The 15,161-nt window shown below is 57.1% G+C and carries 16 protein-coding genes and 1 pseudogene; 7 read left to right on the top strand and 10 right to left on the bottom strand.

All coding sequences use genetic code 11. The features are described from left to right. Nucleotide 1: 1 nt before the first annotated feature. Nucleotides 2–541 (top strand): peptide deformylase, encoded by a 540-nt coding sequence (def, locus tag BLW11_RS21795; protein WP_048359806.1) that lies wholly within the window; start codon nt 2–4, stop codon nt 539–541. On the opposite strand, the gene BLW11_RS21790 is transcribed toward def, so the two are convergent. Continuing rightward, the gene (locus BLW11_RS21790) at nt 495–941 is read right to left on the bottom strand and encodes a GNAT family N-acetyltransferase (RefSeq protein ID WP_048359805.1); all 447 of its coding nucleotides are present in this window, start codon (nt 939–941) and stop codon (nt 495–497) included. The two genes, def and BLW11_RS21790, sit on opposite strands and share 47 nt — an antisense overlap. Before the next feature lie 607 nt (nt 942–1,548). On the opposite strand from BLW11_RS21790, the pseudogene BLW11_RS24340 reads away from it, so the two are divergent. Further along, nucleotides 1,549–2,319, top strand: a pseudogene (locus BLW11_RS24340) (PAS domain-containing protein); the annotation flags it as partial. Then, nucleotides 2,296–2,868, top strand: coding sequence for a methyl-accepting chemotaxis protein (locus BLW11_RS24335; protein ID WP_420912210.1), 573 nt, complete (start codon nt 2,296–2,298; stop codon nt 2,866–2,868). The pseudogene BLW11_RS24340 and the gene BLW11_RS24335, both read left to right, overlap by 24 nt. A gap of 72 nt (nt 2,869–2,940) precedes the next feature. Here BLW11_RS24335 and gntR read toward each other — a convergent pair whose 3' ends face one another. After that, on the bottom strand, nt 2,941–3,972 hold the full coding sequence (gene gntR / locus BLW11_RS21780) for an HTH-type transcriptional regulator GntR (RefSeq protein ID WP_048360183.1): 1,032 nt from the start codon (nt 3,970–3,972) through the stop codon (nt 2,941–2,943). A 228-nt stretch (nt 3,973–4,200) separates the two neighbouring features. Here gntR and BLW11_RS21775 point away from each other — a divergent pair, with 228 nt between their 5' ends. Together BLW11_RS21775 and BLW11_RS21770 are read left to right on the top strand one after the other, a co-directional pair. Next, complete coding sequence (locus tag BLW11_RS21775) at nt 4,201–4,734, top strand: gluconokinase (RefSeq protein ID WP_048359803.1); 534 nt, start codon at nt 4,201–4,203, stop codon at nt 4,732–4,734. A 79-nt stretch (nt 4,735–4,813) separates the two neighbouring features. Next, complete coding sequence (locus BLW11_RS21770) at nt 4,814–6,166, top strand: GntP family permease (protein ID WP_048359802.1); 1,353 nt, start codon at nt 4,814–4,816, stop codon at nt 6,164–6,166. Between the two features lie 141 nt (nt 6,167–6,307). On the opposite strand, the gene alaC is transcribed toward BLW11_RS21770, so the two are convergent. Beyond that, nucleotides 6,308–7,516: an alanine transaminase gene (alaC, locus tag BLW11_RS21765; protein ID WP_048359801.1), complete on the bottom strand. Its 1,209-nt coding sequence runs from the start codon at nt 7,514–7,516 to the stop codon at nt 6,308–6,310. A gap of 199 nt (nt 7,517–7,715) precedes the next feature. Between alaC and BLW11_RS21760 the strand changes: the two genes are divergently transcribed. Next, nucleotides 7,716–8,207 carry a GyrI-like domain-containing protein gene (locus tag BLW11_RS21760; RefSeq protein WP_048359800.1) on the top strand — a complete coding sequence of 164 codons (492 nt, stop codon included), beginning with the start codon at nt 7,716–7,718 and terminating at the stop codon, nt 8,205–8,207. Here the strand turns inward: BLW11_RS21760 and BLW11_RS21755 are convergent. The 5 genes from BLW11_RS21755 to BLW11_RS21735 all read right to left on the bottom strand — a co-directional run bounded on the left by BLW11_RS21755 (nt 8,204) and on the right by BLW11_RS21735 (nt 12,543). Then, complete coding sequence (locus BLW11_RS21755; RefSeq protein ID WP_048359799.1) at nt 8,204–8,710, bottom strand: GNAT family N-acetyltransferase; 507 nt, start codon at nt 8,708–8,710, stop codon at nt 8,204–8,206. The genes BLW11_RS21760 and BLW11_RS21755 overlap by 4 nt on opposite strands. A 110-nt stretch (nt 8,711–8,820) precedes the next feature. Continuing rightward, nucleotides 8,821–9,609, bottom strand: a complete 789-nt coding sequence (gene mddA, locus BLW11_RS21750) for a methanethiol S-methyltransferase (protein WP_048359798.1) — start codon at nt 9,607–9,609, stop codon at nt 8,821–8,823. Nucleotides 9,610–9,665: 56 nt separating this feature from the next. Further along, nucleotides 9,666–10,874, bottom strand: a complete 1,209-nt coding sequence (locus BLW11_RS21745) for a GAF domain-containing sensor histidine kinase (protein ID WP_048359797.1) — start codon at nt 10,872–10,874, stop codon at nt 9,666–9,668. A 155-nt stretch (nt 10,875–11,029) separates the two neighbouring features. Next, complete coding sequence (locus BLW11_RS21740) at nt 11,030–11,335, bottom strand: PepSY domain-containing protein (RefSeq protein ID WP_048359796.1); 306 nt, start codon at nt 11,333–11,335, stop codon at nt 11,030–11,032. Nucleotides 11,336–11,430: 95 nt separating this feature from the next. Next, the gene (locus tag BLW11_RS21735; RefSeq protein WP_048359795.1) at nt 11,431–12,543 is read right to left on the bottom strand and encodes a glycerophosphodiester phosphodiesterase; all 1,113 of its coding nucleotides are present in this window, start codon (nt 12,541–12,543) and stop codon (nt 11,431–11,433) included. Between the two features lie 225 nt (nt 12,544–12,768). Here BLW11_RS21735 and BLW11_RS21730 point away from each other — a divergent pair, with 225 nt between their 5' ends. Further along, entirely contained in the window at nt 12,769–13,092 is a 324-nt protein-coding gene (locus BLW11_RS21730; RefSeq protein ID WP_048359794.1) for a DUF2025 family protein, read from the top strand. 166 nt (nt 13,093–13,258) lie between these two features. Here the strand turns inward: BLW11_RS21730 and BLW11_RS21725 are convergent, their stop codons facing one another. Together BLW11_RS21725 and BLW11_RS21720 are read right to left on the bottom strand one after the other, a co-directional pair. Beyond that, nucleotides 13,259–13,798 (bottom strand): DUF1003 domain-containing protein, encoded by a 540-nt coding sequence (locus BLW11_RS21725; protein WP_048359793.1) that lies wholly within the window; start codon nt 13,796–13,798, stop codon nt 13,259–13,261. Nucleotides 13,799–13,831: 33 nt separating this feature from the next. Beyond that, nucleotides 13,832–14,917: a diguanylate cyclase gene (locus BLW11_RS21720; RefSeq protein WP_048359792.1), complete on the bottom strand. Its 1,086-nt coding sequence runs from the start codon at nt 14,915–14,917 to the stop codon at nt 13,832–13,834. Nucleotides 14,918–15,161 lie beyond the last annotated feature (244 nt).

The following is a 15,161-nucleotide window of genomic DNA, read 5'->3' as shown; positions in this document are numbered from 1 at the left end:
CATGATTCGTGAAATTCTGAAAATGGGCGACGAGCGTTTATTGCGTGTAGCCAAACCGGTGCCAGAGGAGATGTTCGACACGCCGCAGCTTTGGCAGTTACTGGACGACATGCTGCAAACCATGGAGCACGCGGGTGGCGTAGGTCTGGCAGCGCCTCAGATCGGCGTTGATCTGCAACTGGTGGTCTTTGGTTTTGAGCACAGCGAGCGTTACCCGGATGCCGAGGCCGTGCCGCAGACCATCCTGATCAACCCGCTGATCACGCCGCTGAGCCCGGCTTTAGAAGAAGACTGGGAAGGTTGCCTGTCAGTGCCCGGCCTGCGCGGGATGGTCGAGCGTTTTCACAAGATCCGTTACGAAGGTTTTACCCCTAAAGGTGAGCCGGTCGTACGCGTGGCCGAAGGTTTTCACGCAAGGGTGGTGCAACATGAATGCGACCACCTGATCGGCCGCCTGTACCCGTCACGGATCAAGGATTTCACCAAGTTCGGCTTTATTGAGGTGCTGTTCCCGGATCTGGAGCCCGGCACGAAGGAGTAGTCCCCAGCGCTATCATCGCCTTGTTGCGTTGATAGCGAACCAGCCGCTCGTGCAGGGCGTGGGGCAAGTCCACGTCCAGGCTGAAGCCCAGATGTTCATAGAAGCCTTGCAGTTCAGGGTCGCAGAACAGCCAGACCGGGCCTTCACAGGTTGCGGCTGCGCCCCTGACCAGTTCGCCCGCCACGCCTTGCCCGCGCAGTGCCGGCGCGACAAATAGCCCGGTCAGCCAGTAACCATGTGCCACGGGCCGCAAACACAACCCCGCAATGATCTCCTCCTGGCGGGCGACCCACAGTTGCGCGTCCTTGACCGCTTTCATCGACGACTGGTGAGAGCGATAAAACTTGTTCATCAACGGCCATAAAGGCGCTTCAAGCGGGGCATAAACAATCGCGGTCATGAGTCCACAGGCCAAAAGTGAGGGGGCGCGCATTATATACAAACAAGGGAATGTTTTTTATCGCGCCTTTGCGCCTTGATATTGAGGCTGATTCGGAATTAAAGCCGGTAATAAAGCATTCTTTTTTGAATAACAGGTTTTAAATAAAAGTTACCCCACGATCAGTGTTATACCTGAGCTCACATCCCTGAACACTGGAGCTCATAACATGGCTAAAGGTATGGATTCAAAGAAAGCCGCGAAGAAAAAGCCGGCTAAAACAGCCGATGAAAAACGCGCTGATAAAAAATCCAAAAAGTCCGACGCCGGATTGTTTGGTCATTGATTGATGTGTCGGGGGCTCGGTTCTCGAGCTCCCACTGTTTTTTAGTCTGCATCGTCCATTTGGTAACTTTCTTGCGCGTGAGCGTTCCGTCGCATTCTGATGGCTATTTGCTTGCACGTGTTATTTGACTGGCTATGCTCCACCCTCACGGGGCCTGAGCAGTCAAATGCTTAAACCCTAGAAGTGCGTACAGCTCTAACGTTAAAAGTTAAAAGCGCAGGCGGTTTGTTGTGTCTTGAAACTTTTGAATTATCAATAGACAGCACCTCCAGGGATTGAGCCATGTTTAATTCGCGCCGCAAAGCCGACCTGCTTGAGAATCAACGCCTTAACGGCTCATTGAGTGATATGGCGGCCAAGGTTCAAGCCATCAGCCGATCCATGGCAATTATTGAGTTCACCCCGGATGGCACCATCCTGGAGGTCAATGACAATTTTTCCCGGGTCATGGGTTATTCCAGCGAAGAGGTCCGCGGCAAGCACCACCGCCTCTTCTGTGAACAGGCGTATGCCAAAGGCAGCGAGTACAGCCGTTTTTGGCGCGATCTGGCAACAGGCGAACCTCTGAGTGGCACCTTTCTGCGGCTCGACAAGTCAGGGCGTGAAGTGTGGCTGGAAGCCAGTTACATGCCGATCATCGGTGCAGGCGGTCAGGTCACCAGCGTGATCAAAGTCGCCTCGGACATCACAGACCGAATCAATAAGGAGCACGAAAACCAGAGCATCGTGAATGCCTTGAGCCGCTCCATGGCGGTGATCGAGTTTTCACCTGATGGTCGGGTCATTAATGCCAACCAGAACTTTCTCGACACCATGCACTACGGGCTGAATGAAATTGTCGGTCAGCACCACGGGATGTTCTGTCGCCGCAGTGAGAGCGAGTCGGCCCAATACAAAGCTTTCTGGGCCTCGCTGAATCGCGGTGAATACCACTCCAGGCGTTTTGAGCGGGTCGACAAGTACGGCCATACGGTTTTCCTTGAGGCATCCTATAACCCGATTTTTGATGCCAAGGGCCGACTGTATAAAGTGGTGAAGTTCGCCAGCGATATCACGGCTCAAGTCACCAACCTGCAAACCGCGGCAGAATCGGCCCACACCACCTCAGTGCAAAACGATGCCTGTGCGCAGAAAGGATCGCAGGTGGTTCAGCAGACGGTGCAAATCATCGAAGCCATTTCCAGGGACCTCAACGAAGCGGCGCAAAGCATTGATGCGGTGAGCAAACAGTCGGACATCATCGGCAAAATTGTGCAGACCATTCGCGGAATTGCCGATCAGACCAATTTACTGGCACTCAATGCGGCCATAGAAGCGGCGAGGGCCGGGGAGCATGGTCGCGGTTTTGCCGTCGTGGCGGATGAAGTCAGAAGCCTGGCGGCGCGCACCAGTGCGGCGACGCTGGAGATCGTCGAAGTGGTGCGCAAGAACCATGATCTCTCGCTGAGCGCGGTGACGAGCATGCAGTCGAGCCTGAGTCGTACCGGCCTTGGGGTCGAACTGGCGAACGAGGCGGGGGAGGCCATCCTGGAAATCCAGCAGGGCTCCCGGCACGTGGTCGATGCGATCAGCCAGTTCAACTCGACGTTACAGTTGCATTAATAGCCGCCACTTCCTGTGGTTGCTGACGGGGTACGAGGCTGCGACAAGGGCTGAAGGCCCATCAAGGCCTCGTCAGCTGCTCTCGCGCACCATCAGTTCAAAGCCCATGTCCTGCACCGGGTTGGCCACTTTATTGCCGGCCATCAGTGTGAGCATCTGCTCGGCTGCGCGACGGCCAATAGCTTCACGAGGTGTGCGAATACTGCTCAGGCGCGGCACCATGAACTCGGATGACGGCAGGTCGTTAAATCCCAGTATGGCAATCTGGTCCGGGATTTTAATCCCGAAGCGTGCAGCCTCCAGCAGGGCGCCCTGGGCCAGGTCATCGTTGCCGAAAAAGATCGCATCCACTTGCGGGTGGCTGGCGAGCAATTGCAAAAAAAGCTCGCCGCCCAGGCCCACGGAGGACGGGCGGGGCGTCAGTACCTCAAGGTCGGGGTTGTACAGGCCGGCTTCCTGCAAGGCGCGACGGTAACCTTCGCCGCGCAGGAGCGTGCGCTGGTCGAGTTGGGCTCCGATATAGGCCAGGTGGCGCCGCCCACGGGAGATCAGGTGCCGGGCGGCGGTTTCGCCGGCCTTCAACTGGGAAAAACCTACGCAGTTCAGGCCCTCGGCGGCATCCAGTTCCATCATGTACACACACGGCACATTGCTGGCCTCAATCATGCGGCGTGAACTTTCGGAGCGGTCAAAGCCAGTCAACAACAGGCCGCGAGGGTGGTAGGCCATATAGTTGCGCAGCAGGTTTTCTTCTTCATCACGCGAGTAGTGGAAGTTACCGATTAGCACCTCAAACCCACGGGGGCGCAATACGTCATGGATCGCTTCGAGGGTGTCGATAAACAGCAGGTTGGACAATGAAGGCACCAGCACCACTACGGAGTGGCTCTGCGCCGAGGCCAATGCGCGGGCGGCCGGATTGACCACGTAGTTCAGCTCGTCAGCGGCAATGCGCACCTTTTCTGCAAGCTCGGTGGCGACGCTACTGATACCGCGCAAGGCGCGAGAGGCGGTAATGGGGCTGACCCCCGCAAGGCGGGCAACTTCGTTGAGGGTGGGGCGACCCGTGGTTCGGGTGTTTTTATCGTTTTTAGAGGTGGTCATCAGGGTGGCTTGCCAAACAAAATACAAGTCACTAAGGTAGCGCTGTCCTGGCGTGCCCGCAATTGCCTGATTGTGTGTAAGTCAGTAACCCCAGCTTTGTATGTCGAGAGCGTTACCGCGTTCCCCATAAAAATGAGAAATAGACGTCGGTAGCCTAGGCTTTGTGCTTTGCTTTCAAGTATTGAACGCATGGACAAAGACAGCGCTGTCTACGGACTGAGGTGTTTCATGAGTCAACCTATCACTGCCCTGGTCATTATGGGTGTTGCCGGCTGCGGCAAATCCAGCGTGAGCCAGGCACTGTGCCAGCTCAATGGCGCGACCCCGATTGAAGGCGATGCGTTTCACCCTGCGGCCAATATCGCCAAAATGAGTGCCGGTATTCCCCTGACTGATGATGATCGTGCCGGCTGGCTAGACAGCCTGTGCGATGAACTGCGTCGTGCGGTTGCCAGCGGTCAGCGTCCGGTCCTGACCTGCTCGGCGCTTAAACTGCGCTATCGCGAGCGCTTGCGCAGTGCGGTGGACGGCCTGGGTTTTGTGTTTCTTGAGCTGACCCCGGCGGTTGCGGCCGATCGAGTGGCTCATCGTCCCGGCCACTTTATGCCAAAAACCCTGATCGACAGCCAGTTCGCGACCCTTGAGTCCCCGAGCAATGAGCCTTTGGTGCTTACACTGAACGCGGCCACCCATGACATCAATCAACTGGCGAGTGCTGCCCGTGATTGGTGGCACGACCATTCGTTGCAGACAATCGCATGATGCTTCAGACAGACAGCGCTATCCAGCTCAGCCCCGGCTGCACATTCGTACTTGATAAAAATAAGGCAGGAGACGCCCCATGCTAGGCATGTCCCACAACACCTTCCTACTGCTTGATGCAGTGGTGACCATTATCGGGCTGATCGTGCTGATCACCCGTTTCAAGCTTCACCCGTTCATTGCCCTGATTATCGCGTCTGCATTCCTGGGCCTGACGGCGGGCATGCCGGCCAACCTGATCATCAAATCGTTCCAGGACGGTTTTGGCGGGGTGCTGGGTTTTGTCGGGATTATCCTGGCATTGGGTACCATGCTCGGCAAAATGATGGCCGACTCCGGTGGCGCCGATCAAATTGCGCGCACGCTGATTAGGGCCTTCGGCAAGGAGCGGGTGCAGTGGGCAATGATGTTCGCCGCGTTCCTGGTGGGCATTCCGCTATTTTTCGAGATCGGCTTTGTATTGCTGATCCCGCTGGTATTCATCGTTGCGCGCCGTACGGGCGTATCGATCATCAAGATCGGCATCCCGCTGCTCGCTGGCTTGTCGGCCGTTCACGGGCTGGTGCCGCCGCACCCGGGTCCACTGCTGGCCATTGGCGTGTTTGGCGCTGATATCGGCAAAACCATTTTGTACGGCCTGATCGTCGCATTGCCGACTGCAATCATCGCCGGCCCGATTTACGGCACTTTCATCTCCAAGTACATCCCCGGCCATGCGTCCCAGGAGCTGATGGATCAACTGGCGAGCGAGCCTGAGTCGAGCACGCTGCCGAGCTTCTCCATCACCTTGATCACCGTGCTGTTGCCGGTGTTCCTGATGTTGCTCAAGACGTTCGCGGACGTAGCGCTGCCTGATGGCAACTTCTTCCGTGTCTGGATGGACATGATCGGTCACCCGATCAGTGCCCTGTTGCTGGCGCTGTTGCTGGCGCTGTACACCTTTGGCTACAAGCAGGGTATCGACTCCAAGCGCATCCTCAAGTTGCTCGACGCGAGCCTGGCGCCGACCGCTGCAATCATCCTGATCATTGGTGCCGGCGGTGGCTTCAAGCAAATGCTGGTGGCCAGTGGCGTGGGTGACGTGATCGGCCACATGGCGGTGAACGCACAGATCTCGCCGATTCTGCTGGCCTGGCTGGTGGCTGCGGTGATTCGTATTGCGACCGGTTCTGCGACCGTAGCAACGATTACCGGTGCGGGGATTGTGTTGCCGGTGGTGGACATGATTCCGGGCGTGAACCGCGAACTGCTGGTGCTGGCGACGGGGGCAGGCTCGTTGATTTTGTCTCACGTCAACGATGCGGGTTTCTGGCTGGTGAAGCAGTACTTCAACATGACCGTGGCTGAAACCTTCAAAACCTGGACCGCGATGGAAACCATCCTGTCGATTGTAGGTTTGATCTTTATTCTGCTGTTGTCGCTGGTGGTTTAAGCCATCAACATTCTGTAGTCGCAGCCTGCGGCAGTGGCTACAGGAAAACTGCCAATGTGGGAGCGAGCCTGCTCGCGAAGGTCTTTCGCGAGCAGGCTCGCTCCCACATAGAGTATCTACAGGTTTGGTTTGCGCCGGGCTTTAGCCAGCGCTTAAGCCATCTGCCCGGAACATGGCGCGAATCCCGCGTAGCGCCTGACGAATGCGGTCCTGGTTTTCAATCAGGGCAAAACGCACATGATCGTCACCATATTCACCAAACCCTACGCCTGGCGACACACAGACCTTGGCATCCGCCAGCAGCTTTTTGGCGAATTCCAGTGAGCCCATGTGTGCGTAAGCCTCGGGGATCTTGGCCCAGACATACATCGAAGCCTTGGGGTTCTCGACCATCCATCCCAGTTCGTGCAGCCCCTTGACCAGGACGTTACGGCGTTGACGGTACTGCTCGGCAATATCCTTGACGCACTGCTGGTCGCCTTCAAGGGCGGCAATTGCGGCCACTTGCAGCGGTGTGAAAGTGCCATAGTCGTGGTAGCTCTTGATCCGCGCCAAGGCGTTGACCAATTCCGCATTACCCACCATAAAGCCGATACGCCAGCCTGCCATGTTGTAGCTTTTGGACAGGGTGAAAAACTCCACCGCAATGTCCTTGGCGCCCGGGACCTGCATGATGGAAGGCGCTTTCCAGCCGTCATAGACGATATCGGCGTAGGCCAGATCGTGCACCACCAGCACATCATATTGCTTGGCCAGGGCCACCACGCGCTCGAAGAAATCCAGCTCGACGCATTGCGCCGTCGGATTGGACGGGAAGCCCAGGATCATCATTTTTGGCTTGGGGATCGAGCCGCGAATGGCCTTTTCCAGTTCGGCAAAAAAGTCCACGCCAGGGATCAGTGGCACCGAACGCACCTGGGCGCCGGCAATCACCGCACCATAGATGTGAATCGGGTAGCTGGGGTTAGGCACCAGCACGGTGTCGCCCTGATCCAGTGTGGCGAGCATCAAGTGCGCCAGACCTTCCTTGGAGCCAATGGTGACAATGGCTTCGTGTTCGGGGTCGATCTCGACGTTGTAGCGGTCGGCATACCAGCGGGAAATGGCCCTGCGCAGGCGCGGAATACCACGGGAAGTCGAGTAGCCGTGGGTGTCCTCACGCTGTGCGACGGTGCAGAGTTTTTCGACGATATGAGGCGGGGTCGGGCCGTCAGGGTTACCCATGCTGAAGTCGATGATGTCTTCGCCACGACGTCGCGCGGCCATCTTCAGCTCAGCAGTGATGTTGAAAACGTAAGGGGGGAGTCGATCTATGCGCGCAAAGCGTCGCGGCGAACCTTGGTCTGCCATGTGTGCCTCTGGTACGTAAGCGCCCGGAACCGTCCGAGCGACGTTGACCACTGCGGTGGTCTGAGCGAAACAATACGGGCGGTGATGGCCTTTTGTCTAGAGGCTGCCTGCGGCTATTTTTCCACCGGGATGACCCGGCTGTGTTTTTGTACCTATACTCAAAAGCCGGGTTTCCTACTTACTCCATCGAGCATGCCTTATGGAACAAACAAAAAAGTTCGAACTGTCAGCTCCGCGATTTACCAAAGGCCAATTTCAACTGATCGCGGGTTTGGGTGGCCGTTTCACTCAGGAGACCTGCAGCCAAATTCCGTTGTTGTGGGAGAAGTTCATCCCTGAGATCGGTAAGGTGCCAAGTCAGATTGGCGAAGAAACTTACGGTGTTTGCTGTAATCCGGATGGGCAAGGCGGTTTTGAATACATCGCTGGCGTGGCCATCAGCAAGCTTGACGACCTGCCTGAGCGCTATCGCTGGGTTGAGCTGCAAGAGCAGTCTTACGCGGTCTTCGAGCATCAGGGGTCACTGGACACGCTGTCACAGACCTTTCAGGCGATCTGGAATGACTGGCTGCCTCAGTCGGGCTATGAAGCCGTTGATGCGCCCGAATTTGAGCGTTACAGCGCAGACTTCAACCCCGACACCGGCACGGGGCTGCTGGAGATCTGGCTGCCGGTTAAAAAGCCCGCTTAGCCCGCTTGCAGGTGGGGTAGCGGCGAGGACGTCAGTGTCAGTACCAGTCGCCGTTCGCCCCGATAGGCTTCGCCTTGCTCGACCCAGCCCTGGCCCAGGTAAAACGCCAGGGCACTGGTGTTGAACGGGCTCACTGACAGCATCACCTGACGAATCTCGGGCCAAAACTGCTCAATGGCCCGGGGAAGTTCGCGCAGGCAGGCTTTGCCCAGCCCCTGGCCTTGAACCCGGCTGTCGACCTGCAGTGCATGCAAGGTGGCGCTGTCGGCCGCAGCCCAATGGGCCAGCAGCGGCTGTCGCTTAAGCAGAAGAAAGGCCACTGGCTGTTCATCACTAAGCAGTACCAGCCCTTTTATCCCGGAGTGCGGTTGGGCCGGTAGAGAGTGCAAGGCCGACTCAATGTCGCCGCAAAAAGCAATTTGCTCAGGTCGCACCCGAATCTCACGCAGTTGCTCGCGTTGGCTGGGTGTCAGGTCTTCATACGCGCATAGGCGGGTGTTCATGTCGAGATTCTGTCGGGGCGCAATGGGGAGCCACTGATGGGGTCAGCGGCCGCTTGAGCAGCGCGTCAGTTTCTACCCATCAGGGCCCCAAATACAGACTTATCCGACTCTCAGTCCTGGGAACCCGGGTTGCGGCGCAGAGAAGGCAGCAACATGCCGACGTTTTTTTGATAGTTGCGGTATTTTTCGCCAAAAATCTCGACCAGATCTTTCTCTTCCAGTTGCGTGCCGATCAGGATGTAGATTGTGCTCGTCAGCGCGAACACCAAGTGCCCGACTGTCATCTCAGGGGTCGCCCAGAAGGCCATCAAAAAGCCCATGTACATGGGGTGACGCACGATTTTGTAGAGCAGGGGCGTTCTGAACGATCCATCCACAGGCTTTGCAGGGCGCAGGGCATCAAGGGCCTGTTTGACCCCGAACAGTTCAAAGTGGCTGATCAGGAAGGTCGCCACCAGGATCAAGCCCCATCCTAGCCAGAACAGGGTGGTAAGCACGGCGCTACCGAGTCGTGACTCAACCTGCCAGACGCGCAAATCAATTGGCTGCCACAGCCAGAACATCACTACCAGCACCACGCTGGAAGCCAGCACGTAGGTGGCGCGCTCAATGGGGGCCGGGACGACAGGGCGCCACCATTGCTTGAAGCTTTTGCGGGCCATGACACTGTGCTGTACGGCAAACAGGGTGATCAGCAACACATCCACCAGCAGTGCCAGAGGCCAGGAAGCCCCCGGGCCTGAGTCAATGGTTTTGGGGACGCCGACGTTACCCACGAAACCGATCAGGTACAGCAGGGTCATCAGGAAAAACAGGTAGCTGAGCAGGCTGTACAACAGCCCCGCAAGTTTGGCTGCGCGGCTGGGTGGGCGAACTCTCGGGGCGGTTCGGGTGTGCATGATCGACTCCTTTCGAACATGGCATAACCGCAAGGCACGCGGTTGTAGCGATTACCTTAGCCCTGATATGGCAAATCACCAGCATGCGCAGGCAGCGCAAAACTGAAGGTAAAGACCGTGCCGTGCTGTTCATCCGAAGCCGCTTCGATACGGCCGCCGTGAGACAGGGCGATCTGGTCTGCAATGTACAACCCGAGGCCAAGGCCGGCTTGCGGGGTGTCGTTGGCGGGGCGGGAATAGGGCTTGAACAGGTGCACAAGCTGGTCGGCCGGGATGGGCGTGCCCTGGTTGGTGACGGAGAGGGTAAAGACCTTGTCGCGGATCATGGCGGCGACGTGCACCGCGCCTGTGGCCGAGCCGTGAGTGATTGCATTGGCCAGCAGGTTGGAGAGTAGCTGTGCCAGGCGGCCGCTGTCGCATTGAATGCCGTTGAGTGGCCCGATCCGGGGCAGGATCACACGGTCGGGATGAACGCTTTGTACTTCTGAGATGACGTGCCTGAATACCTGATCGAGGTCGGTGCACGTCTGAAGTGTCAGGGGGATGCCATTGCCAAGCCGGCCGCGGGCAAAGTCCAGAACGTCCTCAACCAGCTGCGAGGCGCGTTGGCCACAACTCAGAATGTGTTGCACCAGCGTGTCGGTTGGCGGATTGGGATGTTTGCGTAACAACCGTTCAGCTGCGGTGTTGATGGCAAATAACGGGTTGCGCAGGTCATGGCCGATCACGGCGATAAATTGTTCGCGCAGCTCCGCATTTTCGCGCTCCTGGACCAGCTCGGATTCTGTGCGCTGCAGGTTTTCTTCCGCCTCGATCTGCAGCGAAAGCAGGCGGGCAAAGGACTCCATGGTGGACTGGATGGTGCTGCCCTTGAGCCTTGCAGGTTCCGGGTCCAAAGCACACAGGGTGCCGAAGAAACTGCCGTCAGTGCGAAACACCGGAATCGTGATGTAGCTCTCGAATCGATACCGTTTTGGCGTGTGATGGTGCTCGTAGAGCGGGTCTGTGCTGGCTTTGTCGATGATGATCGGCAGATGCGAGTTCATGGTTTCAAAGCACAGGGTGCTGACCAGCTCCAGCTCCCCACCTGCTTGCAAACCAAAGCCAAGATTGTCGAGCACCGCGCAGGCGGTCCAGGTTGTCTGGGTAACACGGGCAACGGCGGCAAAGCGCATACCGGTCATTTCAGCGATGACCCGTAAAATGGCGGGCACTGCACTGATCCGGTTAATCGTTGCGATATCGTCAGCCGCGCTATGGCCCATGGGAGGTGCTCTGGTTCAAAAAGCTAATTCTAGCCACAACCATTGCGGGCAGCACGAATTCATATGTCATGTATAAGCTATTCAGGCGAGCGCCCACATGAAAAGGCCGCACCACTCAGGGTGAGTGGTGCGGCCTTTTAATTAAATCTACTTACTTAAGTATCTTGTTTGTCCTGCAGGACTTCGGCAGTTTTAGCGTCGATACCGACATCCCACTTGACGCCTTTGGTGTCACGCAATTCAACTTCATAAACCAGTTTGCCGTAGGAGTGATCAAGCTCGGTGTCGAGAATGGTTGCGCCAGGGTGTTTGGCCAGCGCGGCTTGATTCAACTTTTCAAATGAAGTGATTTCACCTGATTTGAGCAGGTCTGGAATATGGTCAGGGCGAACATCAGCCTGGGCCAGGCCAGCAGTCAGTGTCAGGGCAACAGTGGCGAATACAAGATTAAGTGCTTTCATGTTTAGTCCCTTAGGGTTGATCTGTTTAAGTGGGGCCAGATTAACCGTCGCAACTTAATTCATCCTTAATTTTCGCCCTGTCCCCCGCGCAGTCATTAATAACCGTTGCTCTCCAGCAGTTGGGGGACCGTGTGTGACGCCGGGCGCTGGTAGTACTTGAGCAGTTCGCTGGCGCGGTTAGTGAAAATGCCGTCGACGCCAGCCTCCATTGCCTTCTTGAAGTCCACCGGTTCGTCCAGGGTGTAGACGTGCACCAGCATGCCCTTGTCGTGGGTTGCCTTGTTCATCCATGGCTTGATCAGGTCGAAATAGCTCTGGTCGCCGCCGTCGGCCAAGGCTGCCGAAGGGCCTGTACCCATGGCGCCGTTGGCCTTGGCAAAGTCGATCCATTGCATGAACGCGGCCTGGTCCTTGGGCTGAAGCCTCGCGTAGTAGGCGGCTTTGTCCTTCTCGCCCGAGTCGGCAAAACTGAGTGGGGTATTTGGCGTTATAGCGCCTTCACCGACCCACAACAGCAGGATTTTCGGCGTGTCGGGCATTTCTTTTTGCAGCAGCCCAAGGCTGTTTTTCTCAAAGGTCTGCAAGATGACCCGGCCCTTGCCCTGGCCCACCTGCGGCTGTCCGTTCAGCCCGGCCACAGGCTCAAGCCAGCCGCGCTCGCTCAGTTTGTTTTTCAGGTCGTGTTCGATGCCGGGAAACTGCCCGGGTTCTTTGGTTTCGATATACAGGCCGGGTTTGTGCTGCGGGTTGGCCTGGGCGATGTCGATGATTTCATCCAGGGTCAGAATCGGCAGCCCAACGTAGGACGGCCGTGCACGATCCGGGTACGTCTGGTTGAACCAGCTGCCGGCATCCAGGGTTTTCAGCTCGGCCAGGGTGAAGGCGCTGGCGGGGCTGTTCTTGCGCTCCGGGAATTTTTTGGCCACGTCGGTGGTGCGCAACAGGCTGTTGTCGTGCAGCGCAAACAGAACACCGTCCTTGCTGCGCTGCAGGTCCATTTCCAGATAGTCGGCGCCCAGGTCACGGGCCAGGGTGTAGGCGGCTGCCGTTGACTCCGGGGCGTCGAAGGATGCGCCGCGATGGGCAATGACTGCCGGGTGAGGGATGCCATGGGCATTGGCCAGTTTCGCCTCGCTGGCGGCCTGCGCGCCGCTCATGCCCAGAAGCAGGCTCAATAGCAAAACGCTTTTGCCAAAGGTGTCAGGCATTGGTTGAGTTCCTTTCGGTCATAAAAAGTGGGTGTTTGTTGGCAATCGGCAGCCTCGCAGGCTATCGAAAACCCGGTGTGGGCATACGTCGCACTTTTTTAGCGATCTTTCGTGTAGATGTGCAGTACTCTTGGCGACATCAACGTCCCCGGCAGAGGGACAAGCGTTAATCCTTGCGTGTAAACCATTGTTCCAGAGCCTTTGGGCTCGTCAGTGAGGTTTACCATGCGCATCACTTCGCAACTCATCTGCCAGGCCGCCGACCTACTTAACGGCTTTGTTGGTTTCAATCGTAAGACAGGCCAGCACATTGTTCGTTTTAGTGAAGATTCTTTCGGGATGGATGTTGCTGACGACAACATCACGCCCACCAGCGAGTTTGTCTGGCAGGCCGGTGCCGCAGACACCATGACCCTCAAGCGCGAGTTGATCCAGTTGCTGCTGGATCAAAATATCGATGACCGCCTGAACATTACCGAACCCTTGCGCGTGTACATGCGGCGTCAGGACGTGCCTGAAATTTCGGCTGTGCGTCGCTGCGTCAACTAGGGTCTGTTGCCGTTTGGTTGTGACACGCGACCCGAAGGACCGATAGCCCATGTGGCGCAGGGCGGCGTTGCTCGCAGCTTATTTGGAACAACCCAACAACGCTGCTCGCGCCTTGCCCTGCGCCCCATGGTCTATCGGCGCGGCCACAACCAAACGGCAACGGACCCTAGGGCGCTTTGCGGACAAAATGCTGGTGCATTTCTGTGGTCAGGCTTTCTATCCGCTCGGTTAGTTGCTTGGTCATTTCCGTCAGTCGGGTGTTTTGCTCCAGCAGCGCCATGATTTGCTCTGTGGTTTGAGCCGCGGCGGCTTGCCGTTCTGAGTTGGCCACGGCCAGTGCTTCACGGTGCCGGGCGTCCGCATCGGACTGGGCTTTGTCGCGGGCAGCCTGGCGCGTTTGCGCGAGCAGGATCAGCGGGGCGGCATAGGCCGCTTGCAAGCTGAAGGCGAGGTTAAGCAGGATGAACGGGTAAATATCAAAGTGCGTCACGCCAAACAGGTTCAGGCACACCCAGATCACCACGATCAGGGTTTGTGCGCCGAGAAAGGTCGGCGTGCCAAAAAAGCGGGCAAAGGCTTCTGCCTGCAAGGCGAAACGGTCACTGCCGAAGGTCGGCGCCAAATGTTCGTAGGCCCGATGAAAGCGCAAGTGGTCAACTTTCTGTGAGGGTGCTTTGGCTGTGGTGTGTTTTTTTTCTGGGGCCATGGGGTTTTCTTCTCATCTCGGATGCTTGAGGGGCTACTCCGGGCTGCGGCTCAAAACTGACTCAGGAAGTGTGTCTGCGGCCCCGATGCTGATTTTGTTACGGCCAGTATTTTTTGCGACGTACAGTGCTTTATCGGCTTCGTTCAGCCAGGTAGAGGCGTTTTGGAACTCGGGTCGGCAGGAGGCCAGTCCAATGCTCAGGCTTACGCTTATCTGCAACTGGGGCTCGTCAGCGTGTTGGTAGTTGCAAAATACCTGGCGCAGTTGCTCCATGATCTCCTGGGCCTGATGCAGTGAGCGATTGGGCAGGATGACGCAGAATTCATCGCCGCCATATCGGCCAGCCAGGTCCTGAGCGCGCAAGCTGTCCTTGAGCTCCTTGCTGAGTTGGCGCAATACACAGTCACCGACGATATGCCCATAGGTGTCATTGATCTGCTTGAAATGGTCGATATCAATCAGGGCCAGAGTGGCGGGTGAATGACTCTCGCGGCTCTGCAGGAAGCTCAGTTGCAGCAGGTCTTTCCATGAGCCGTGATTGAGCAGCCCGGTCAGGCTGTCGGTGCGGCTGAGGGTGCTCAGTGCGCGTTTATGCTCGGCCAGTGTTATCGCCAGACGATAGCTGACCATGCCTACAGATAAAGGATAAAGAATCAGCACCGGTAAGCAGGCATAGACTTGCAGGCTGGTGGTGGCGGGCGTGAAGGCTGCCCCAAAAATCAGGAGCGAAATGAAGACCCCCGCCAATTGCGCCAGCACTCCGTACAAGAGAAACCTGGGCCCTGCGGCCGAGACGTTATGCATCATCATCATGGACACAATGATCACGGTTGGCAGTGCGTTGAACTGGATGGTTGCCGCCCAGAACCCCCCACACAGCGAATCGATCAGGATGTTGCGCCGCTCAGTTTGATACGGATAAGCCGCGCGCGAAGACAGCTGAAATGCAAGGTGCGGCCATACAAGCGCATTGAGCAGCAGCAGCCCCCATAGCCACATGGGCCTGTCGAGAGGGTGCAAAGCCGCTATCAAACTCAGACCGCCAAACCCTGAACCTATGGCTCGTGGCGCATAAATGCGCCTGGCAAACGACAGCCCTTTGCCTCTTTTATTGTCCATGGTTATCTGCGCGAGATGTTTAGGCTATGAGCCCGGATACTGCTGGGTACCCGGACTGCCGATTGTTTGCTTGCTGGCCCGCGTTGTCGAGAATACATCGCACATATCCCGCAAAATTCTGTAACGGTTATGGTTCTAGACTAGCTCTATTAAGCCGAGGGCGAATCTGCGTCCGTGACAATGTCTGTTGCCGCTGTTAGTTCTTATAGAATGACGATCAACCTCTAACAGGTATAAAAGCAAG

The sequence above is a fragment of the Pseudomonas deceptionensis genome (assembly GCF_900106095.1).
GTDB classification, from domain to species: Bacteria; Pseudomonadota; Gammaproteobacteria; order Pseudomonadales; family Pseudomonadaceae; genus Aquipseudomonas; species Aquipseudomonas deceptionensis.
This window is presented reverse-complemented; position numbering and strand designations above follow the sequence as displayed.